At 59.1% G+C, this 21,347-nt stretch carries 16 protein-coding genes and 2 pseudogenes; 14 read left to right on the top strand and 4 right to left on the bottom strand.

The annotated features are described in order from the left end of the window. The first annotated feature begins 152 nt into the window (after positions 1-152). The 3 genes from WDC87_RS18575 to WDC87_RS18565 all read left to right on the top strand — a co-directional run bounded on the left by WDC87_RS18575 (position 153) and on the right by WDC87_RS18565 (position 2,415). Positions 153-563, top strand: a complete 411-nt coding sequence (locus WDC87_RS18575) for a hypothetical protein (protein ID WP_227836799.1) — start codon at positions 153-155, stop codon at positions 561-563. A 108-nt stretch (positions 564-671) separates the two neighbouring features. Beyond that, on the top strand, positions 672-1,112 hold the full coding sequence (locus WDC87_RS18570; RefSeq protein ID WP_021201954.1) for a DUF2231 domain-containing protein: 441 nt from the start codon (positions 672-674) through the stop codon (positions 1,110-1,112). Further along, the gene (locus WDC87_RS18565; RefSeq protein WP_252745104.1) at positions 1,105-2,415 is read left to right on the top strand and encodes a sorbosone dehydrogenase family protein; all 1,311 of its coding nucleotides are present in this window, start codon (positions 1,105-1,107) and stop codon (positions 2,413-2,415) included. The genes WDC87_RS18570 and WDC87_RS18565 overlap by 8 nt, the downstream gene beginning before the upstream one ends. A gap of 131 nt (positions 2,416-2,546) precedes the next feature. Here WDC87_RS18565 and WDC87_RS18560 read toward each other — a convergent pair whose 3' ends face one another. Next, entirely contained in the window at positions 2,547-3,209 is a 663-nt protein-coding gene (locus WDC87_RS18560) for an exopolysaccharide biosynthesis protein (protein WP_151354622.1), read from the bottom strand. Positions 3,210-3,358: 149 nt separating this feature from the next. Here WDC87_RS18560 and yidA point away from each other — a divergent pair, with 149 nt between their 5' ends. From yidA to WDC87_RS18540, 4 genes and pseudogenes are all read left to right on the top strand, one after another. Beyond that, entirely contained in the window at positions 3,359-4,192 is an 834-nt protein-coding gene (gene yidA / locus WDC87_RS18555) for a sugar-phosphatase (protein WP_088497378.1), read from the top strand. 13 nt (positions 4,193-4,205) lie between these two features. Beyond that, positions 4,206-4,493: a colicin immunity domain-containing protein gene (locus WDC87_RS18550; protein ID WP_065197195.1), complete on the top strand. Its 288-nt coding sequence runs from the start codon at positions 4,206-4,208 to the stop codon at positions 4,491-4,493. Between the two features lie 281 nt (positions 4,494-4,774). Continuing rightward, positions 4,775-7,094 (top strand): annotated as a pseudogene (locus tag WDC87_RS18545) (TonB-dependent receptor). A 73-nt stretch (positions 7,095-7,167) separates the two neighbouring features. Further along, the gene (locus tag WDC87_RS18540; protein WP_336331318.1) at positions 7,168-7,554 is read left to right on the top strand and encodes a hypothetical protein; all 387 of its coding nucleotides are present in this window, start codon (positions 7,168-7,170) and stop codon (positions 7,552-7,554) included. Between the two features lie 124 nt (positions 7,555-7,678). On the opposite strand, the pseudogene WDC87_RS18535 reads toward WDC87_RS18540, so the two are convergent. Beyond that, positions 7,679-8,275: pseudogene (locus WDC87_RS18535) on the bottom strand (ATP-binding protein); the annotation flags it as partial. Between the two features lie 40 nt (positions 8,276-8,315). Here WDC87_RS18535 and WDC87_RS18530 point away from each other — a divergent pair. The 4 genes from WDC87_RS18530 (at position 8,316) to WDC87_RS18515 (ending at position 14,593) form a co-directional block, all read left to right on the top strand. Beyond that, complete coding sequence (locus WDC87_RS18530; protein ID WP_252745106.1) at positions 8,316-9,437, top strand: tyrosine-type recombinase/integrase; 1,122 nt, start codon at positions 8,316-8,318, stop codon at positions 9,435-9,437. Then, positions 9,434-11,056, top strand: coding sequence for a hypothetical protein (locus tag WDC87_RS18525; protein ID WP_252745107.1), 1,623 nt, complete (start codon positions 9,434-9,436; stop codon positions 11,054-11,056). Before WDC87_RS18530 ends, WDC87_RS18525 begins: the two co-directional genes overlap by 4 nt. A gap of 2 nt (positions 11,057-11,058) precedes the next feature. Next, entirely contained in the window at positions 11,059-12,861 is a 1,803-nt protein-coding gene (locus WDC87_RS18520) for a hypothetical protein (protein WP_252745108.1), read from the top strand. A gap of 1,438 nt (positions 12,862-14,299) precedes the next feature. Then, positions 14,300-14,593 carry a helix-turn-helix transcriptional regulator gene (locus WDC87_RS18515; protein WP_334281544.1) on the top strand — a complete coding sequence of 98 codons (294 nt, stop codon included), beginning with the start codon at positions 14,300-14,302 and terminating at the stop codon, positions 14,591-14,593. Positions 14,594-14,900: 307 nt separating this feature from the next. Here WDC87_RS18515 and WDC87_RS18510 read toward each other — a convergent pair whose 3' ends face one another. Continuing rightward, the gene (locus WDC87_RS18510) at positions 14,901-15,407 is read right to left on the bottom strand and encodes an NIF family HAD-type phosphatase (protein WP_252745110.1); all 507 of its coding nucleotides are present in this window, start codon (positions 15,405-15,407) and stop codon (positions 14,901-14,903) included. Positions 15,408-15,806: 399 nt separating this feature from the next. Between WDC87_RS18510 and WDC87_RS18505 the strand changes: the two genes are divergently transcribed. Both WDC87_RS18505 and WDC87_RS18500 read left to right on the top strand, forming a co-directional pair. After that, positions 15,807-16,547 (top strand): hypothetical protein, encoded by a 741-nt coding sequence (locus tag WDC87_RS18505; protein ID WP_252745111.1) that lies wholly within the window; start codon positions 15,807-15,809, stop codon positions 16,545-16,547. Beyond that, the gene (locus tag WDC87_RS18500) at positions 16,531-16,836 is read left to right on the top strand and encodes a hypothetical protein (RefSeq protein ID WP_252745112.1); all 306 of its coding nucleotides are present in this window, start codon (positions 16,531-16,533) and stop codon (positions 16,834-16,836) included. Before WDC87_RS18505 ends, WDC87_RS18500 begins: the two co-directional genes overlap by 17 nt. A gap of 114 nt (positions 16,837-16,950) precedes the next feature. Here WDC87_RS18500 and WDC87_RS18495 read toward each other — a convergent pair whose 3' ends face one another. Continuing rightward, complete coding sequence (locus tag WDC87_RS18495) at positions 16,951-19,119, bottom strand: AAA family ATPase (RefSeq protein WP_252745113.1); 2,169 nt, start codon at positions 19,117-19,119, stop codon at positions 16,951-16,953. A 1,019-nt stretch (positions 19,120-20,138) separates the two neighbouring features. On the opposite strand from WDC87_RS18495, the gene WDC87_RS18490 reads away from it, so the two are divergent. Continuing rightward, complete coding sequence (locus WDC87_RS18490; protein ID WP_301655234.1) at positions 20,139-21,260, top strand: TIR domain-containing protein; 1,122 nt, start codon at positions 20,139-20,141, stop codon at positions 21,258-21,260. Positions 21,261-21,347: the final 87 nt, after the last annotated feature.

The raw sequence follows: 21,347 nt of genomic DNA, 5'->3' as shown, positions 1-21,347 counted from the left end.
CTTCACACCCGCAATGTGCGAATGTGCCAATTGCGTCACAAACACTTAGTACGTCAAGTTATGACGGGGCACTCGAATGCCTTCACGCCATCATCGCGTGCTTGCTTCGAGGTACGGGAAACCTGGGTAATCGCATGCAGGTGAAGTCACACATGAAGAAGGCACGCCAGCGTGCCCGTGCACGCGCGGACCAGACTCCGCTCTCGGTTGCCGTCATCCGCAAGGTGGTGCTGTCCGTGCATACGCGCAGCCACGACTATGGCGACGATGCCGATATCGCCGAGTTGCTGCCCGAACTGGCAGCATTCGGCATCACCACGGTGAAACCGCTGCGCCTGCTGATGAAGAAATACCGTCGCGCACTGCTGCAGGAGGAACGGATCGTCATGCGACGCGCAGAGACGCTGCATCTGCGCACCGAGTGGCGGCCCGGTGGCATAGACGTGCATGCCAACACCAGCCGCTACGCCATCGGCGGCCTGGTCCGCACCAGCATGGAACACGAATTCGGCTTCGAGACGATGCTGCCCTTCCACGAGGTGCGCGAGGACGAGCCCGCGTAGCGCGGTGCCTGCCCGGTGGGTGTGGAAGCCCCGCCGGGGCATCATCGCGCGCCCTCACATCGCGCTGTGCTACTACAGCCCGTGCACCCTTCCGCACGGAGCACGATGATGGTCAATCCGCTCGCCCAGGCCCATCGCGGCCTCGGCACCACACTGTTCAGCCTGTTGAACCCGATACCCTTCGGTTTCTTCGTCGGCGCACTGATCTTCGACGCGATCTACCTCAACAGCGCCGAGGTGATGTGGGGCAAGGCAGCCGCCTGGCTGATCACCTTCGGCCTGCTGATCGCCATCGTGCCGCGCCTGATCAACCTGTTCGCGGTCTGGCGCCGCAACGGCACGGCCACCCGCATCGACCGCATCGACTTCTTGCTCAACCTGGTCGCGGTGGTGCTGGCCATCTGGAACGCCTTCGTGCACAGCCGCGATGCGTACGCCGTTGCGGTGCCGGGCACGATCCTGTCGGCGCTGACCGTGGCCCTGATTGCCCTGGGCCTGATCCTGCTGTCACTGCAGCCGCCGGTGCTGCAGGGAGGTCGTCATGGCTAAGCACATCCTGCCCACCGTGGGCGCCCTGGCGCTGGCCGTGATGCTGTCGGCCTGTGCCGGCAAGGCCGAGTACCACCCGGCCGACCAGTCGGGACCGCAACCGCCACTGCCCAAGCCGGCCAACTTCCTGATGCCGCCGATGCAGGTGCCCAAGGGCGTCGGCTGGGCTGATGGACAGACCCCCACGGTGGCCGAGGGCCTGAAGATCGAACGCATCGCCGCCAACCTGCAGCATCCGCGGCGGCTGCTGACCCTGCCCAATGGCGATGTACTGGTGGTGGAGGGCAACGGCCCCGGCGAAGAACCGGTCACCACGCCCAAGCAGTGGATCGCCGGCAAGGTGAAGGCGCGCTCGGGCAAGGCCGGCAAGGGCGGCAACCGGGTCACCCTGCTGCACCGCTCGCCGGGAACGAACACCTGGACCCAGCATGTCTACATCGAGGGCCTGCATTCGCCGTTCGGCATCCAGCTGATCGGCGACACGCTGTACGTGGCCAACACCGGCAACATCATGCAGTACCACTACGTGCCCGGCGAAACCCGCATGTCCGACAAGGGCCGCGAGTTCACCGACCTGCCCAGCACCATCAACCACCACTGGACCAAGGAACTGCTGGCCAGCCGCGATGGCCGCAAGCTGTATGTGGGCGTGGGCTCCAACAGCAACATTACCGAGAATGGCCTGGCCGTCGAATACCGCCGGGCGGTGGTACTGGAAGTGGACGTGGCCACCCGTGGCAGCCGCATCTTTGCGTCGGGCATCCGCAACCCGACCGGGCTGGACTGGGAGCCGAGCACTGGCCAGCTGTGGGCCGTGGCAAACGAGCGCGATGAGATCGGTGCCGACCTGGTGCCGGACTACCTAACCTCGGTGAAGGAAGATGGCTTCTACGGCTGGCCCTACAGCTACTACGGGCAGCACGTGGACGAACGCGTGCAGCCGCAGCGGCCGGACCTGGTGGCCAAGGCGATCGTGCCGGACTATGCCATCGGCTCGCACGTGGCACCGCTGGGCCTGCTGTTCTACACCGGCCAGGCGCTGCCGCCGCAGTACCACGGCGGTGCCTTCATCGGCGAGCACGGCAGCTGGGACCGCTCGCCATTGAGCGGCTATGAAGTGGTCTACGTCTCGTTCAAGGACGGCAAGCCGACCGGGCGGCCGCAGACCGTGGTCAGCGGCTTTGCATCGAAGGACGAGAAGACCCTGATGGGTGCGCCGGTAGGCATGGCCATGGATGCCGAGGGCGCGCTGCTGGTGGCTGATGACGTGGGCGACGTGGTGTGGCGGGTGTCGGCCAAATAGCTGTGTAGCGTCGAGCCACGCTCGACTGCTGTGGATCCGGCCTTTGTAGAGCCGAGCCCATGCTCGGCTTACGCGCGCAGCGCGCGGGTTTCCGTGCACCGAGCGAACAGCAGCCGAGCGTGGGCTCGGCTCTACAGTTCCGCGGTACTGCTGCGGAACCCGCTGAACACCGATTCCGCAGCAAATCCCACGCCGCCCAGCAGCACGCCGAAATACACCACCGTGGCCACCACGAAGCCGTAACCGGCCGCCACCGCCGCACCATCGCGCTGGATGAAGCCAATCGCAAACGACATCAGCGCCAGCGCCGGCAGCGTGTTGCTGAAGGGAATCGGTCCGGCCGGCGCCATCAGCAGCAAGGTCGCGAACACCAGCATCAGGTTGTTCAGGCGCATCATCTTCTTCGAGCGCACCATCACCGCAAGCCGCATCGGCCGCGACAGCCGCTCCATGCGGTGCACCCATTTCAGCGCACGGCTGAGGTTGGCCTTCAGCTTGTCGGTGGCGATCTCGCGGCGGGCCAGCTTCTGTGGCACCCACAGCGGGCGGTTGCGCACCCGGCTCAGGCCGATCAGCAGGATCGAGGCGCCAAACACCGTACTCAGCCCGGGAATCGACACCGGAATGATGAAGATGGCCGAGAGCAGGATCACGATCAGCAGCAGGCCCTCATCGCCCAGCGCGCTGAGCAGGGTGCCGACGCTCACCTGGTCGCCGGGCAGCTCGTCGATCATCTGTTCGATCTGCTGGGCCAGGGGCGCGCTGTCATTGGTTTCGGGGGCACGGTAGGTCATGCGTCGCAAGGTTCTCCAGGGAAGGGCGGTCAACGGGCCGTCCTGCGGTGGGGGACGCACAGGCTCCCGCAGTATCCCGGCCAACGTGGGCAAAGAGGTGAACCGGGCATGAGGGGGTAAACTGGCGTGCCCCGCACGAGTTGAACGCAATGGACATGGGCCGCCGGCAATCGACCATCGAACTGGTCGCCATCGACATGGATGGCACGCTGCTGGACACGTCGCACCAGCTCACCGCACGCGCTCGGCAGGCCATCGCGCAGGCGCGCGCACTGGGCGTGCACATCGTGCTGACCAGTGGCCGCCCGGTCCCCGGCCTGGCGCCGTACCTGCACGAGCTCGGCATCAACGGCAACGACGACTACTGCATCGCCTGCAATGGCGGCCTGGTGCAGCGCATCGGCACGCGCGAAACCGTGGTCGAGTATCCGCTCAGCTTCGACGACTTCCTGTTCTGCGAGCAGGTCGCCCGCGACCTGGGCGTGCACTTCCAGGCGCTGGACAGCCGGCGCATGTACACGCCCAACCAGGACATCAGCTACTACACCGTGGCCGACTCGCATCTCTCGCGGATGCCGCTGTCGTACCGCCGCGTGGAGGACATGGATCCATCGATGTCCTTCATCAAGCTGATGATGATCGACGCGCCGGACGTGCTGGATGCCGCCATCGCGCGCCTGCCGAGCGAACTGACCGAGCGCTTCGCGGTACTGAAGAGCGCGCCGTTCTTCCTGGAAGTGTTCGACCACCGCGCCGGCAAGGGCCCGAGCCTGCAGAAGCTGGCCGAGCACCTGGGCATCGACCGTGCCAACGTGATGGCCATCGGCGACCAGGAGAACGACCTGACCATGCTGCAGTACGCCGGCACCAGCGTGGCGATGGGCAATGCCATCGACGCGGTGAAGGCGGTGGCGCGGTTCGGGACCACCAGCAATGCCGACGAAGGCGTGGCACGTGCCATTGAGCGCTTCGTCCTGCAATGATCGGACGCACATCATGAGCTGGACTTTGATGATGTTTGCTCAGTCCTTCGCCAACGAGCGGTTGTCGGCGCAAGTTTTCTCCGAGTCCTACATCGAGCTATGGAAGATCGAGCGGGATCTCGACTTGCCGGCTTTGGATGACGTAGCGCTTTCAACGTGCCTGTCCAGCATCTTCTGTGCTGCTGACATGTATTGCGACGAAGATGTAGATCGCCATGCGTATGAGCTTGATGCCGCCCAGCTGCATGCTGCCGTTGTGGCTCTGATCGATGAGTGGAAGCAGTCCACGACTGCTCGCTAGCCTGGCTTGGATGTATACCTGCGTATAGCCCATACATCCCCATCACCATCTGCGCTGTACCACGGTGCAATGGCGGATGCGGCAGTGCGATGCAAGAATTTCGCACGTCGAAATCACTCCATCGAATTTTGAGGCAGAGGATCGTCTTCCTCTGCTGACCGTCGCGCACCGCGCCGTCACTCCCTCAACGCAATCGCACCGCCAGCCAGGGTACCGACACCGGTGCTGCAACGCGCTGGGCGTGCGCCTGCGCCGCTCTCTCCCTGCACCTGGATCTGCCCATGAACACCCCACCCACGACGCGCCTTGCCCTGGCCATCATCGCGGCCATCACCACACCTGCGTACGCCGCAGAAACGCACGACGCCGCGCTCGACACGCCCACCACGCTCAACGCCCTGCAGGTCATCGCCACACCGCGCGGTGCGGCCGTGGCACCGACCCAGGTGGTTGGTCCCAACCGCTACATCATCAAGGCCGAAGACCTCGACGCGATGGTCACCGGCAACAACGGCTTGGCCATGCTCAAGCAGGTGCCGGGCGCCAGCTACACCGCCACCGACGGGCTGGGCCTGGATATCTCGGCCACCAGCCTGTTCGTGCGCGGCTTCCGCATGAATGAAATGGGCATCACCTTCGAGGGCGTGCCGCTGAACGACAACGGCTTCCTCTCGCTTACCGGCACCAGCGTGGTGAACGTGGGCGTGCCCGATGGCATCGGCGCGATCACGGTCAGCCCTGGCGGCGCACCGGTCGGCGTGTTCTCCAGCAGCGTCAACGGCGGCAGCCTGGAATACCGCCTGCGCGACCTGCAGGACACGCCCAGCCTGCGCGTGAAGCAGGGTGTGGGCAGCAACAACACGTTGGTCACCACCGTATCGGGGCAGACCGGCCAGCTCGGCGAGCAGGGCCCGAAAGTGCTGGTCGACCTGCAGCGCGTGTCCGCCGACAAGTATCAGGGCGAGGGCACGCAGAATTTCCTGCGCGGTGACCTGAAGCTGCAGCAGGACGTCGCCTGGGGCGATGTCACCGTGTTCCTGTCCGACAGCAAGGCCAAGGTCTGGGGCTACAACAACATCTCCTTCGACATGATCCGCAAGCTGGGCTGGAAGGCCGACATCTTCTATCCCGATTATGCGTGGGCGTGGTACGTGGCCTCGCCGGAAAACGCGGACAAATCCTGCGGCGCCTACACCTGCGGTGAGCTGTCCGAACTGATTCCGTACGACACCGGCCAGACCACCCGCGACCGCGTGTCATCGATCAACCATCGCTTCCAGATCACCCCGGCGCTGAGTGGCAACGTGCAGCTGTACAACGCCAACAGCCACACCCAGGCCACGCTGACCGACCCGACCGTACCGTCGCCCAACGGCGCACCGTTCTCCGAACAGGTACAGACGCCGGGCCTCAACCGCCTGGGCAGCATGGTCAACCTGCAGTTCGAGACCGGCGCGCACACCTTCACCGCCGGCTTCTGGCAGGAGAAGAGCAAGGCTGCGGCCAAGACCGAGTGGTACCAGCAGCCACTGCTGGGCGAGGGCCCGCCGCTGAAGGCCACCGGTCCGTTCGATGTGTACGGTCCCGCGTTCAAGACCGACAACGCATCGAGCTGGGTGACCCGCTCGCGCCAGTTCTACCTGCAGGACGACATCGTGTTGAACGACACGCTGAAGCTGGGTGTCGGCTTCAAGGCCGTGGACTTCCGCACCCGCGGTGGCGGCCTGGGTGATGCCAAGGACCGGCCGGTGAACGGCACGCTGCGCGCGAAGAGCAACTTCCTGCCGCACGTCTCGCTGTTCTAAAGCCCGACCGAATCCACCGATGCCTTCATCGACCTGGCCAATACCATGAACGGCTATCGCGTCGCTCAGCGCGGCAACATCGGTTACACCGCCTCGGCGTGGACCATCACCGACCAGGAAGAGTTCGACCGCGTAGCGGGTACCCTGCGTCCGGAAAAGAACTGGAACCTCACCGTGGGTGCATCGCATCGCTTCGACCGGCTGACGATCACCGGCGACGTGTTCTACAACGACATCCGCAACCGCCTGCTGTCGGCCGCCATCGGCACCCAGTTCGCACAGATCAACACCGTGCGGTTGATGCCGAAGATGCACGTGATCGGTGCCGACCTTGGCACCACCGCCGACCTCACCGACCACCTGCAGTTCTACCAGGGCGTGGCCGTGGCCCGTTCGTACTACGACAGCGATTTCGCGGTGGGTGACACGGTGTACCCGATCAAGGGCAACGCCCAGCCGGGCTGCCCACAGATCTCGCTGGTCAGCGACCTGTCCGCCCACTTCGGTGACTGGCGTTTCGGTGCCACCAGCACCTCGTACCTGCGCCAGCCCTTCACCTACGAGAACGACATCCGCGTGCCCACGTTCTGGCAGGTCAACACCTATGCTGCGTATCGATTCGGTGCGGACAGCCCAGTGCCCGGGCTGGAGCTGCGGCTGGACGTGAGCAACCTGTTCAATCGCCACAACATCGGCACCGCCACCATCGCCGGCTCGTCGTTCTCGGGGGGACTACCAGACTCTGCAGCGCAGCGCGCCACGGCAGCTGATGTTCAGTACCTCGATGGCGTTCTGACCCCCTAGAAACGCCCAAACCCCGCCTTGCGCAATCAACAGGGATTTTCTGGCGGCGACGCAAGGTTCCCACAATGTTGCTGGGTCATCCTGTGCGCATGGCACAGCAGACCCCGCCAACCCGGTTGTTCGGCATCCGAGGCCCAGGACGGCCCCGGCAGGCGCCGTCCGTGGCACCTGTGATCGACCTGCAGGCCGAGTACCAGTTCTGGCACGTCTACGAACGCGTGGTCCGCCCGCTGCCCGGCGGAGGGCTGCCGCAGGCGTGGCTGGTGTGCCAGAAGGTGTATCGCGACCGCTGGCAGCACCCGGAGGACAGCGACGCGGCGGGACTGTCACGGGTGTTGTTCGGCGACAACATGACGGCTGGCCGGGCATCGGAGCTGGCGGAGCTCCATGCGCTGGTCAGCCGTCGGGTGGCGTTGCTGGCGAAGCGGGGACGGGTGAATTCGGCAGCCTGATGCCTGCCCTTGGTGGGGTCGACTGTTAGTCGAGCGCTCTTCGCATCTACCTCTCAGAAGGCCGCGCTTCGCGCGAGAGTCGACCAACGGTCGACTCTACCAATAGCCAACCCGACCGGCATTTCTAAGGCTTTCCCCGGTCCAACTGCCGATAGCCAATCGCTTCAGCCAGATGCGCCGTCTGGATCACCTCGCAACCCGCCAGATCCGCAATCGTGCGCGCCACCCGCAGAATCCGGTGCATCGCACGTGCGGAAAGCTGCAGACGCTCGATGGCCTGCTCCAGCATGTCCTGATCGCCCTCGCTCAGTCGGGTACACGCCCGCAGCGCCGCTGGCGGGAGATGCGCATTGAGCCCGCCACGCGCCTGCTGCCGGGCATGGGAGGCTTCCACCCGTGCACGTACCGCAGCACTGGGCTCACCCAGTGGCGTGCTCTCCCGCAACTCCACTGCGTCCATACGCGCCACACTGATATGCAGGTCGATGCGGTCCAGCAGCGGGCCAGAAACCCGCGCACGGTAGCGGTTGATGCGATCATCACTGCACAGGCAGCGGTTACTGCGGTCGCCGGCCCAGCCGCAGGGGCAGGGATTCATCGCCGCCACCAGCTGGAATCGCGCCGGATACTGCACGCTGCGTGCCGCGCGGGCGATGCGGATGTGGCCGGATTCCAGCGACTCTCGCAGGGTTTCCAATGCACTGCGGTTCCACTCTGGAATTAGGGTAGCATGGTACATGTAAACCCACTGGGAGTGCTCAATGCATCTGCTACGGACTTCAGAGATCCCGCTTACCGAGCTGAACAAGCTCATTCCGGCTTCTGCGGCGCTTGAAGAGACGCCCCTCCCGAGACTCGAGCCCCGCTTCCCCCTTCTGGTTTCTGAAGAAGGGCAGCTTCATTGGGGGGCCTTTGCGTTTCTCCTGGACACATTTCGAATCGACTCCACCCGTAGCAGGGAGAAGACGCTCTCCACTTACGCCGAAGGGCTGAAGAGCTGGCTGGAATTCGTCGAATGCAACGGAGGCGACTGGACGAGACCGACTGCATTGCTGCTCAGCGAGTACCGTCGCTTCTTGTCCTCGGCACCGAATCGAAAGAGAAGACTAGCTAGCGAAACGATCAACCTACGGACGACCACCGTTCGAGAGTTCTACAAGTTTCTGGAGCATTGGGACGGTGAGGGCCTGGCAGACTCAGGCGGGTCCTGGGAGACGGAGCCGATCAAACAGTTCCTCGCTCGAACTAGTCGGCTGCGGCGGGCAAAGGCTTACAAGAGAAAAGTGCGTGCCATGAGTCCGGAGGAGACTTCGCTCATGGCGGCAACCCTGAAAATGCCTTACTCACTGATGTTCCTTTGGACTCTCGGGACGGGCGCTCGTCGCACCACCGTCGCAGATCTCGATCTCACACAGCTTCCAAAGACCGCACTGAATGTCAACTACATCGAGACTCGTACCAAGGGCGGAAAAGTCATCAATCTGGTGGTGACCTCCCGCTTGGCACAACGAACACTCGATTACTGCCAGACAAGTAGGAACAAGGCAGCTGCGAACTCCACTGAGAAAACAAGCCGGGTCTTTCTGAACTCGAGAGGCAGGCCGGTCACATCGAAGTCCTACTACCAAGCCTTCAGGCGAGCTGCGAAAGTGCTTGGCCTGAACGTGACACCGCACATGTCGCGACATACCTTCGCCGCGCATATGAAGAGTCGTCTCGAGGAGATGGAGAGGCGAGGTGCAAACATCAACTCGATCAAGGTCATTCAGCATCTTCTTGCGCACAACAGTGCAGAGACAACCGAGCTTTACTTGGCCTCCGTCAGCTCCATAGATTCAGGCACGCTTAGGGCAATCCTTGAGACAGAGGAGGCATTGGGATGAGTGGCGTCTCAGAGGCCGTCTTCGCCGGCGATGCGCCTGGCGACCCAGTCAACATCTATGACTTCTCCCGGCTAGGCCTTCCCCGCAAGCCCACTCACGCGTTGCTGAATGCCTTCACCGGCGTGACCTCTACTTACAGGGTGCAGAGTCGAAAGCAAGCATGGGGCTCAATCCGAAAGTTCGCAAACTTTCTGACCGAGCTGGATGGCGACCCGTGGAAGAATATGAGGTCCTCTACGATCTCGCAGAGATACGCGGAGTGGCTTAAGGCGAAGCTCTTGCTAAAGACTGGGGGAAGCCATTTTAACCTGCTTCGACAGATATATGCTTGGCTCGCCACTAACGACACCGAGAACTCGGTGACATGGATGAACATATATTTCCCCCGAGGTCAGTTCCAGAGGGAAGAGGAGTGTTCTCGAGAAAACATCCTTTCCGAAGAGGAGATGCGTAGCATTCTCATCGCTTCAAAGAAGGGGATCGATGAGGTAAGGGCGCGTACAAGGGTGATGGCGTCATTGGCAAATGGAGCTGATGTGCAATGCCTTACAGCCAAGGATAGAGCTGACCTAGATGGCATGCGCCGAGGGATGGCCCAAGGTGTACTCGGAAAGATAAATCTCTGTGCGGCGGGCTTTACGCCATACAGCGTAAAGTACCGGCCTCTAAAGAGGTACCTATTTCTAGAGATCTGCGACTACATCCCATACCTGCTCTACATAGCAATCGAAACGGGCGGGAATCCTGGGGGTTTGATGGCCTTATGCGTTGATTGCATCAGTGATCATGCCGTGGACCCATTAAAGAAAGAATTCACCTGGGATAAATTCAGGGCGACTGAGCAGAGCTCGGCTTCAGTCAGTACCGAAGGTGCGTACGCCATCCCAAAATTGATCGGCGAGGTAGTCGAATTCACTTCGGTACTTCGTATCGCTGCGGGTGCTCGTGCGGACACGGTCTTCCTTAGTTTGTGTCGTGGCAGCATAGGTCGCGTGTCGATTCAGTCATGGCACAACGAACTGGCGCTGTTCATAGACCGGCATGGCCTACCCGACTTCAATTTTGTTGACTTGAGGTTGTCCGGCGCGAGGCTCCTTGGGAATCGAGGCGAGAAGATTGAGCGAGTCCAATCCGAGCTTCAGCACAAGAATTCCAAGACCACCGGCCTCTATATTAGGTCGCCTGAGCGCAAGGGGGCCGCACAAGCGAAATTGTTGGGATTTATGGGGAAGGTAGTCCAGTCCGCAAAAGCGGTGGGCTTGCATCCAAGAAACTACGAGACTACCCAGGGTTACGACTGCACCGACGCGCTCTCAGGTGAAGCGCCCGCATCCAAGAAGGGTCAGAAGTGCCTGGATTTCCTTTACTGCGCCTTCTGCCCCAATAGCGTAGCTGTGCTGGATAGTCCGCGGCACGTTGCACGCATGATTGCTGCTCAACGGGAACTTGACGAAATCAAGACACTGGCGGTGACCTCTCGTGACGTGGCTGCCAGGTACAAGCACGCTTACGAGAATTCGCACGAAATCCTGTCTGCGTTGCTTGGCAGGGTTACGAAAGTGGTTCTTCGTGAAGCAGAGAAGCTCTCCGTATCTGTCCCTGTTATTGGTCTGGAGTAGCCATGAAATCCTTGCGTCAAGCCACGCCGCCGGTCAGCGAATTGTCTCTCGACGGTCTCGGTATCAACTTCGAGGATGATGAGTGGTTCCTCAGACGAAACGTTATCGACGGGATTGTGGAGACGCGGAGGCTCGATTTCTCGTGCATCCCTGATGGCTGGAAAGTGCCGATAAAGATCTATTTGGCACTTGCCATGCTTGGTAGGCTGGAACGATCGACACGCTATGCTCTTGTCCTCTACGAACGATTTATCGTCCTTAGAAGCTTTGCCGTTTGGTGCTATGAGGAAGGCGTGGATTCGCCAAGCGATCTGAGTCCCGAGCTCATTTGCCCATGGACCGATGCTAGTCGCGCAGTCGGCCGTGTGGAGGCGGGTGCTACTCGGATGCGGGCCAAATTCATCTGTGTCGAGGATTTTCTACTCAACGTGGGAGATGTGTCTGCAGTAGTGCGCGCAGAGATGGTCCGCGTAGGAAAAAGGATGTCGAAGGAGGCATCAGTTGCAGCTAAGAAAAGAAAGGTGGATGACGACCTGAGTGAGCAGGAATGTCTCATGCTCTTGGCAGATGCAATCAACCTAATAGAGGAAGATGGGCCCACAATAGAAGCCTTCATGGGTGAGGTAATGGCGATAGAGGCTGGGAGGCTGTGCTCAGCAGGCCGAAGGATGAACTCCTTCTACATCGCTAAGCGATCTTTGCCCTTCAATGGTTTCAGATCAAAAGCTCTAGCTAAGTTGGATCCAAGAGTTGGCTACGGCGAGCAAATAATGCTGAAGATCGCTGAGGGAGCGGCGATCTTCATTATATCTTTGCTCAGTTCCATGAGGCCATCCGAATCTCGTCGGCTCACGACTGCAAGCGTAAAGCCATCCAATGTGCTCGGTATGCCGGCGGGTGCAGAGACCTCCGATTTGATCGAAGGGGTTCTGAGCAAATCTGGTAGGCCGCATGAATGGGTCGCAGCGCCAGCAGTCTCTGACGCAATTGCATTCTTGGAGCGATTGGGGCGCCCGATTCGTGATCATGTCGGGACCGCCGCGCTCTTCGTGCTGAATATGTATAGAGGACGCGGACCGGCTGAAGCTCGAGATGATCAGCGTGGTGCTAGAGTCGATGGCTATGTTGCACTCCGCAGGAGCATGAGAGCATTCGCTGAGGCTAGTATTCCTGGGCTTGATTCTGAGAAATTGAACTTTCGACCATTACGCCGATTCATGGCGCGCTTCATTGCGCGGCGCGACCGCTCGAGTTTGGGTGCTCTGGCATATCAGTACGGACATTTGGAAGCCAGGATCACTGACACCTACTATGTTGGTCTGGATCGTGATCTCTCAACTTTGCTTGAGGAGGAGAACGCAAATGAGGTAGTGAGCGCTATGGGTGATTTGATTAGTGCTGAGAACGTCTATACGAACTTGCCTACACCTGTTATCGCGGAAAGCATTTCACGGATGAACGGGGTCTTGGAGCGAGCATCGACAAATCTCGAAGTGATGAGGATGCTGGGTGCCGGTGTGGTACTCGGTCCTTGCGACTGGGGCTATTGCTTCTATCGCGAGGCGCGAAGTCGCTGTGACGGCGATGCGAATGGCCCAAATCCCGGCAAGCGCACTCCTTCCACATGTGCTGGTTGTCTCAACTTTACGGCTACAGCCAAGCACGCCCCTTGGTGGGAGTTGCGAAGGCAAGATCTGATCAGTTTCCTCAAGCTGAGGGGAATTCCCGAGCAGTCTCGTCGCATTGCTGAAGAGCGCCTGGCTTCGACGGAGCTGATCCTGAAGAAAATAGGGAGTAGCCCCTGATGCGCCAGATAGTTTTAGCCGAGACTGAGGCGCAGATTGCTCGCTGGAGGGCGGGTGGCCCTAAGCCTACGGTGGTCTCCATCGCTTCCGCATGCGGTATCAGTAGACAAGCTTTCTATAAATCACACAGAGTGGCCTTGGGCAAGCTCAATGATGCGGTATCTGCGCAGGATGCTCCGAGCGCCCGGGCGGCTGATGCTTTGAAGCTGGAGATGTTGAGAGTCAGATATGAATCTGAGAAGGCGAAAGTGAAGGTACTTACAACGCTGTGTGGGGAGCTGGCCTGCGAGCTGACAGATGTTCGCGAGAAGCTCGCGCAGGAGCGTGCGCGTAGTGACAGGCTCAAGCGGTGTACCGACAAAGGACCGAAGCGAGTTCGATAGTTGGATCCTCATCGGCAGTCGTGTCGCTAACGTCACGACCCCGCGTGCTAGCGCCAACTTGCTGGCGTGACTGGTTGGCCCATCAAAGGCCAGCTGATGTAAGCAAGGACGAAGCCGGCACATCCAGAGCCGTTGCAATCCGGATGATCGTGGAGAGCCGGCAGTCCTTCTTGCCTTGCTCGATATGGCCAAGCTGCGTCCGATGCATACCGAGTTGAGCTGCAAACTCTTCCTGGGAGACGCCCAGCGCCAGCCTGCCCTCCCTAATGGCAGTCCCTAGAGCTTGCTGGGGCGGTGGCGCTTTCACGCCCTAAGCTTTCGTCGTGCAGTACTTTTGGTCTACAGTACTTACGGTAGCGTCCGGCCGGCACTGGTGATCGAGGCATTGGCGCTGGTGACTGTCCCGTAACCTGCTGGGGTGCTGAAATGAGCTTCTTCTTGGTGGATTCAGACTCAGAGTTCACGTTGGAGCTCTCCCTAACCAAAGAGTCGGAGCTCGACCTACGTCGTCAGCTCGAGAAGCTCCAGCAGGGAGGCCATTCAGGTGCGATCTCGAGGCGACTGGCTGCCGAATTCTCGCGCCTGGTGCCGGAGCTATTGGACTGGGACATAAAGCGGCCAACCAAAGCCCAGATCGCTTATGCAAGATCAATCTGCTATCGATTGAGAATCGAGCTGCCATTGGAGGCCATGGAGTCAAGGCAGGCCATGCACCTATTCATTTCCGCTCGCGGGGCGTGTTCCCACCAATCTCTCGGGCCCTCTGGTGGGGATAGCACTTAGCACTACTAGCTGGGACGTGGATGTCCTCGAAGGCTATCAATCGCGTTGCGCTACCCTTGACTTAAGAGCACGCGCAGATCCTTCCGCATCCTGCAGAAGCTTGGGTCGATCTACATCGGCCAAGTGGCCATCGATCTTGACTATCCGAGTGTAACAATGGGGCGCTGCCTTGCTTTCATTGCCATTTTTACGGGGCGCGGAGAAGCTGGGATTGCGCAGCATTCCGCGTACAACCTGTGAAGAGAGGCCCTAATGAGCACTTTTGCGCGCAAATGAGTCACATGCCAGTCCAGTCTCCTGAAGAGATTGCGGAAGCCCTGGGAAAGCGGTTGAGGGCGCGTCGCCTTCTCTCCAACGTGTCCCAGGCAGCGTTGGCCGATAAAGCCGGGATCTCTCGCAGAGCATTGGTGCAGCTTGAGAGTGGGCAAGGATCAACGCTTCACACGCTGATCTCCGTCCTCAAGGCATTGGGATTAGAACAGCACCTGACCACGCTAGTACCAGTGCCCACCGTTAGTCCAATGGCCATGCTGAAGGCTAAGCGATTGCGCAGCCGGGCGAGTTAGAGGTTGGAGCGGCATTGGGTCGGCGCCTGCGCTGCACGAGTAACAATTCCCCGACATTGGCTGATTACTTGAGGCTCGAACCAGTTGCAAGGTCATTGTAGTCATAGCGCTCCAGGTGGTCGATAGCACACCGAACTTCGGCCGACCTGGCGCTTCATTCAGTACGCGATTTCGGCGACAGAAAGAGCCGTAGTGTATGGAAGGACATGCCGTGACGGCTTGCGCCCAGTATAGCGTCGGCCGTTCATAGGGTTGAGGGCCGAACGCCGCCATCGCGGTCGCGGATAGCTGCAGGGCCGACGCATGTTCAATGCGGCTCTGTTCGGCGAGTTTCGTTGCTCGCGCTGATAAGCTCGCTGATTCGTGCGCGAATGAGGCGCGAGGCTACCTCTAGTCCGTCATCGTCTGGCGGATAAGGAGACCCGAAGAGCGGAATCTCAACCCAGAGATGTTCTTGTCCGGGATGGACGTACGGACCATGGTCATCGAGTAGCAGCGCATTGCCAAGGTATGGGGAGACGTAGCGCAGGTCCTTGGTTCTTCCCGACCAATCAATGTATTGAAGCCCAGAGAACCACGCAGGGACGCTGCCTTCTTTCGCTAAGAGAGTTCCAATTGCTTGCGCACGATCTTTCGGCACGGTGGTAAAAAGGACAAGACTGTCAAAATTTGAACGCATTTCGTCCAGAAAGCTACGCAAACCTGGTCGGGGGATCTGGCTGATGGCATTGGATATGAGAGTTCCCTCAAGATCCAATGCGAGTATGGTCGGCCGCACGGGAAGTTCCGTCTTACAAATGGTCACAGCGCACATTGCGCGCATCGAGCGGCCTTGTCCACATCGTGAGCCTCCTGGTACGCCCGGCAGAATGGCGCGTGAGCGCACGGGCACGCGTAAGTGTCCAATTGCGTCTAGATGCCGAGTCCATTGACCAGTTCAGATGCATCCGCGCAATGCCAAGCTAGTGCGCCGAATGGATTCAAGGCCGTCGGATGACCGCTTGGCGTGAGGGAGGCACACCCCTAGTTCCCGTATGACCTACCGCTTGCGGTCCTTCGTCAACGCCCCAGTGAGCAGGAGGAAGCAACTCGAGTCTGAGTGGAGCGCTCGCCTGTCTAGGTAGCAGGGTAGATCATGCACGGGATTGTAACGGACAGATTAGATCGTAACCGCTCTGTGATACTGTCAAATTACTTTGTTACATACGGTTGCATGAACGACCTCCAGGCTGCTGCCCACTACCTCCAGAACTTACTACCCGACATGGCCGCGGAGTTCGAGCCCTGGCCTAATTCCAAGGCGCGCTTCTTGCCCCACTCTCTCAACAGCATGTTCCGCCTAGCCGAGATTGATCTGCTGGGCCTGCGGGTGCTGCTGGCCAAGGTCCCGACACAGGCGGAACCCACGCCACCTTCTCGGCTGATCGCACAGGTGCACCTGCTGGCTGAAAAGGCCGGCTTGAGGGTCGTTCTCGTGCTCTCGGGCGTGTCGCCATACACTCGCTCCAGGCTCATCGAGTCTCGTGTGGATTTCGTTGTGCCTGGCAGCCAGCTGTTCGCTCCGAGTTTCCTGATGAGCCTGCGCGAGCGCGATTCGTCTCCACCGGTGCCCCTATCCGTTGGGAAGCACCTGAGCCACCCAGCGCAAGCAGTTCTGATCGCCGCTCTACTGCGGCCCGATCTTGAGGAGCGCGGCATCCCTGGGAGCGCCCCGTGGGTGCCGCTCGAACTTGCGCGCGAGGCAGGCTATTCGCGAATGACCGCCTCGCGGGTAGCCCGCGAACTGGTGGCGGCTAACTTGGTCAGCGCCCGGCGCAAGGGACGGGAGACGAGCCTGCGGTTCCTGCAAAACGCGACGGTCCTTGTGGGAGGCGGCGCTGCCGCGGCTGCGCTCGCCGGGGCTGCGCACAACCGGCATCGGCAAGGGTGGCTTGGCCATGCTGCCGGCCGATGATTGTCGTGCTGCAGGGGAAACCGGTCTGTCCGTGTTCACCGAACTGGCAGCACCAGCGCGGCCGGTCGCGGCGACTCCTCGAGACTACTTCCGTGGGCATCCGGAACCAGAATGGTTCCCCGTGGCCGGCGAGGGCTACGCAGATGTGCAGCATTGGGCCTATTCCACCCGCTTGGGCGGCGCGGGCGCCGCCGTGGACCGGTTGTCGCTGTACTTGTCCCTGCAGGGACAGGGCGACCCGAGACTGGACGGCGCGCTGCGGGACCTGCTCGATGAGGTCTTCGCTTGATCGCCGGCGCGCCGGAGTTTGGCCAGTGGTTTGCGAAACTCCGGGACTAGTTCGTGGTCATCGGCGGCGTTGCGCTGGTCGCCGTAATGCAGGAAGCACAGCTGTCCTCCGCCGCTAGACCAATGCGGCGACTTCCGTGTAGACGCGGCGAAGATGCTGATCGGACATGTCCAAGATTGGCTCATACATGAAAGAGTTCAGATGAATGTTCTCCGGCGTCATCAGTAGGACGCGCTGAATGACGCCAATGTTGGGAAGTTCGGCAGGAAAGTCGTTCCGATAGCGCTTCAGTAGCGCCTGAGTCTGGTTGGTTGTAATCGCAGCCAGCCAAGCTGAATCGTTGATCCTCCCCGCCATGAATCGCTCTGCTTGCAGGCGCGTAGCAATCGCCAGCACAACCTTATTTTCGAAGTTGATTCCATCCGGGGCCTGCAGACAAGTAGCGACTTCAATGCCTAGAATATCGATGAGTCGCTCTCCAGGGTTGCCAGACTGTCCGTTGATGCCAAAGAGCCTGGAGTAGATGCCATCAAGATCCGCCACGGTGATCTGATCTGTACCGGCCTTCCAGTGAAGCAGGGACGTGAGGAGAAGATAGTCTGGATCTTGTTCGTCCTTCATGTACTCAATCAGGTTGCGCATGAAGGGAATACAGCAGATTTTCTTGCGGTTATCGGTGAAAAATGCGGGTTTCCACACATTGATGAAGACGTTACGCACGCCCTGGGCAGCCTCCAGACTTATCCCAGTGGATGTCTTTGACACCATGAAGCAGTTCTTCCGATGAACGAGACGACGGCTCTCGATGGTCCGATAGAAATCAAAGTTGTGGGTCAAGATGAGCAGTTTGAAATTCTGACCTTCAGCCAAGTCGGAAAGGTACTGGATGATGGCGTACTTGTTCTTGTAGTCAAAAGAGTCGGCGATGTCGTCAACAACTAGGAGTGTCTGCTTGCCTGCCGAGCCGCGCACCTCAATGTCAAACAACATAGTCAGTACGTGAAACGCTCTTCTTTCTCCAGTACTTAACGTCTGTAGAAGCGTGTCTCGTTCGACTTGTGCTTGATCACCCCCCTCCTTGAAGACAAAGCCCAGGCGCGGTGCTGTCTCCGTGCCCAAAACAACTTGAACCTTGTTGGCCACCTCGAGATGGAACGGGACGATGAAGCGGCTATTGAAGATATCAATCACACTCTGCCATTGTGTGTGCTCTTGGCCGGCCTGCGCCTCAATCTTGGCTGAGCGAACCGCAGCGTTCTCGATCTTGTTGATGAGGTCAGTGTATAGATCGTGATTTGCCTTCAGATAGGACAGCCAGAGCTTCTTGTTCAGGGCCGCTGGATCGGCCAGCTCGGGCAGCAGTTCTTCGTGCCCCTGCATGTACGCCTCAAACTCGCGAACCTGCGCGTTCTTCTGAATCTGCTTTTCAAGCTCTTCGTACTTCCTCCGAAGAGCAGCATCCTCAGAGATTTTGGCGCGCTCTGCATCAACAAGAGCTTGGAGCTCTGTCTCGGATTTGATCTCCTTCTCTTCGTCTCCGCTGAGTCGAACGGTATGATTTGCCTTAAAGAAGCCACTGATCTTCAGCTCCTTGGCGACGTTGGTAGCCGCGTAATAGTTGAAGCCTCCCTTCTTGAAGTACTTCGACGCGGCGAGCAACTCGTTGTACTTCTTCGTGTACTCGTTGATCGCCGTGCGGAAATCACCTTGGCCCAAGAATGCCACGACTTTCTCATCGTTTAGCACGTCGTAGGGGACATCCTTGAAGTCTGGCTTCAAGTCCTTTGACAGCTCATCCTTAAGCTCAACCAACGCAGTGTTGAAATCTCCGTCTGCAGGTGCAAACGTTGACAGAATCTCGCGCTCCACAGAGCGCCTGGTTTTCGAGGTGGTCTTGATCGCCATGACAAGTGCTGCTCGCGCAGCGGTGATTCCAGTGTGCAGCGCTTCATACTCCTCACGAAGTGTGGCATTCACCAAGAGCGTGGCGGTGGCGTTTCCATTGCTGGCGAAATCCTCAAATGGCCTAAGCACGAGTACATCGCTAGCAACGAGGTCGGCATTGTTCTCATCGCTGACCACGCGGACCGTCGCGCGGTTCGGGAAAATTCTGTCGCGCGATGGGTTTCCATTGGCGATGTCCTGAAGTGTGCATGCCAAAGAGCTCTTCATCGAGCCGTTTGGTGCGTAGATGGCGATAGCTGCCGTGCCGGCGAAGTCCAGCACGACGTCCAACTTGCGGATTCCGTAGCAGTTCTCCAGTTGGAGCTTGAGCTTTTCCATTCTCTCTCTCTCCTAATTTTTAGTTCGAGCTTCCTAGGTCATTCTTTGCGGTTCGAAGCCAGATTTCCCCGAGTCACAATGGCAAGATCCAAGACCTCGGCCGGGGGATATTGTGGAACATCAGTTTGGCCTGGATGCCAGCGTATCCTGTAATTTGGCAGTGCAGCTCGGCGTGGGGCTGCACCGCCAGTCGGGTTCGGCCAGATCGGCTAGAGCCAACTGAGACCGATCAGCTGTCACATTGCACGGGCCGTACGGATGGCTCGAAAAGCTGATGCGGTTACTTAGCCCTGGACTTCCGGCAGGGGTGCCTCTGAGAGGTCGCCACCCTTCGCCGATGGAATCTCGCTGGTGGACCTCAACCTATAGTAGGCGTAGAGGTGCACCAAGCGGCGGAGACCCGCGACAGGTGCCGGTAGAGACTTGTAGCACCGTCGCTATCAGCCCTGCCTTAAGCTAGGTGCGGGTAGCAGGAGCACGCGAGTAACCCGGTACCGATCACCGCGCCAGCCAATCGTGTTGTAGGGATCGGGAAGCCACCGTTGCTTGGCACCGAAGGTAGTTTCCTTCGTGACGGACGCCTACACCCGCCTATGTTGCTGATCGAAGAGGATTGTCACTGCTAGATGGAGAGCTGAGTCCCCGGAAAAATCTGCTTATATTCTACTGCAGAGTGTCGAGAACACCTCAATTTGTGCACCTTTGGATAGTCGAGGTCCAGTCTTGGCCGGAAGCGGACATCAGCACTGCGTCGGCGCCTGGCCCGGTGCTATTGTCCGCTTTCGACCCAAAGCGGACCCCCGCCGGAGCGCACGCTCTGCACCCTGCCGGGTACGGTTATTCATCGGCTTGTTAGTCGGACCCGTGCGCCCTAAGATCGATTGGCAGCATGGGGGATGGCCCATCATACGATGCACCATGGATAAGTCGTATAACCGGACCCAGGGATCTGGCCATTAGATAGTTAGGCAAGTTTACAACTTATGAAATACATAATATTTTATTCTTGGCAGTCTGACTTGCCCAACAACACCAATCGAAGCTTCATTGAGTCGGCACTTCAGGCGGCTGTTTCCGCAATAAACACCAACGACAGCTTTGAGTTGGAGCCAACCGTTGATCGAGATACCCAGGGAGTTCCCGGGGCTCCAAACATTTCTCAATCCGTGCTGGATAAAATCAAGGCATGCGACGCATTCGTTGCGGACATATCAATAGTAACTGGCGACAAGTCGGCCGGGAAAAGGCTTTCTCCAAATCCAAACGTTCTTATTGAGTTGGGCTACGCAGTTGCATTGTTAGGATGGGAAAAAATAATCCTCGTGTGCAATGCCGAATACGGGGATGGCGAAGACCTTCCATTTGACATTAGGCAGCACCGCAGGATTTCTTATTCCCTTAAGCAGCAAGACGAAAAGACTCCTACAAGAAAGCAAATTACATCTCAACTTAAAGCACATCTATCCGTCCTGCTTGAGCAGGGAAAACAGGTGGCGCAAAAAAAATCGCCAAACATATATATTCAATGGCATGGCCTTGGAGAAGATCATTCGGATGATATTTCTGTCAAGCGAATGAGCGATTCTGCGGTCGAGACCATGGCTGATTTGAAAAAGAAAAGTGATCGAATAGATTGTATTGATGGTTCGATTGACCCTAAGTGGCCCGAAAGTGTTGCTTGGTTTAAGAGGCGAGCCAGTCACGTCATTGAAAGTCTATCAGACCCACAGTTGGCACTAAATTACGTAATCAGCAAGAATAAAGACATAGCTAAAGCGTTCACAATTTGCGTGGCAAACAATGGAAATAGCTTGGCTTCTGACATAAGGGTGAATATTCATCTGCCTGAGTGGCTTCAGGTTTATTCAAAGCTCCCAGAGTCAGAGGTCGTGGCGCCACTGATGCCGACGCCATCCCCACCAAGCCCCCCGGTCGTTGGAAAGGCATATGCGACCGCTATGGGCATTCGACGTGAGGCGTTTCAAGTGCCGCCCTTACGGGCGCGCTCATCTGCGTGCCGTGAAGAAGGACGGCACAAGATACACTTCTGGGCAGACCGCCTATTGCACAAACATCAAGTTGAGAACGCCGACGATAAACTCTGGACCGGCCAGCCTTTCGTAGACATCCGGTTGCCATAATTGATGGCAATGACCGAGGTGTTTATGGGCAACAGCAAGCAGTACACGGATGAGTTCCGGGCAGAGGCGGTGAAGCAGGTGATCGAG

The organism is Stenotrophomonas maltophilia group sp. Smal12 (assembly GCF_037079935.1).
Taxonomy (GTDB): domain Bacteria; phylum Pseudomonadota; class Gammaproteobacteria; order Xanthomonadales; family Xanthomonadaceae; genus Stenotrophomonas; species Stenotrophomonas sepilia.
Note: the sequence above shows the minus strand (reverse complement) of the source record. Positions and strands in the feature narration are given on the sequence as shown.

Coding starts and splice junctions, on each gene's coding strand:
- WDC87_RS18575 (WP_227836799.1), top strand. CDS start 153: ATGAAGAAGGCACGCCAGCGTGCCCGTGCACGCGCGGACCAGACTCCG.
- WDC87_RS18570 (WP_021201954.1), top strand. CDS start 672: ATGGTCAATCCGCTCGCCCAGGCCCATCGCGGCCTCGGCACCACACTG.
- WDC87_RS18565 (WP_252745104.1), top strand. CDS start 1,105: ATGGCTAAGCACATCCTGCCCACCGTGGGCGCCCTGGCGCTGGCCGTG.
- WDC87_RS18560 (WP_151354622.1), bottom strand. CDS start 3,209: ATGACCTACCGTGCCCCCGAAACCAATGACAGCGCGCCCCTGGCCCAG.
- yidA (WP_088497378.1), top strand. CDS start 3,359: ATGGACATGGGCCGCCGGCAATCGACCATCGAACTGGTCGCCATCGAC.
- WDC87_RS18550 (WP_065197195.1), top strand. CDS start 4,206: ATGAGCTGGACTTTGATGATGTTTGCTCAGTCCTTCGCCAACGAGCGG.
- WDC87_RS18540 (WP_336331318.1), top strand. CDS start 7,168: ATGTTGCTGGGTCATCCTGTGCGCATGGCACAGCAGACCCCGCCAACC.
- WDC87_RS18530 (WP_252745106.1), top strand. CDS start 8,316: ATGCATCTGCTACGGACTTCAGAGATCCCGCTTACCGAGCTGAACAAG.
- WDC87_RS18525 (WP_252745107.1), top strand. CDS start 9,434: ATGAGTGGCGTCTCAGAGGCCGTCTTCGCCGGCGATGCGCCTGGCGAC.
- WDC87_RS18520 (WP_252745108.1), top strand. CDS start 11,059: ATGAAATCCTTGCGTCAAGCCACGCCGCCGGTCAGCGAATTGTCTCTC.
- WDC87_RS18515 (WP_334281544.1), top strand. CDS start 14,300: ATGAGTCACATGCCAGTCCAGTCTCCTGAAGAGATTGCGGAAGCCCTG.
- WDC87_RS18510 (WP_252745110.1), bottom strand. CDS start 15,407: ATGTGCGCTGTGACCATTTGTAAGACGGAACTTCCCGTGCGGCCGACC.
- WDC87_RS18505 (WP_252745111.1), top strand. CDS start 15,807: ATGAACGACCTCCAGGCTGCTGCCCACTACCTCCAGAACTTACTACCC.
- WDC87_RS18500 (WP_252745112.1), top strand. CDS start 16,531: ATGCTGCCGGCCGATGATTGTCGTGCTGCAGGGGAAACCGGTCTGTCC.
- WDC87_RS18495 (WP_252745113.1), bottom strand. CDS start 19,119: ATGGAAAAGCTCAAGCTCCAACTGGAGAACTGCTACGGAATCCGCAAG.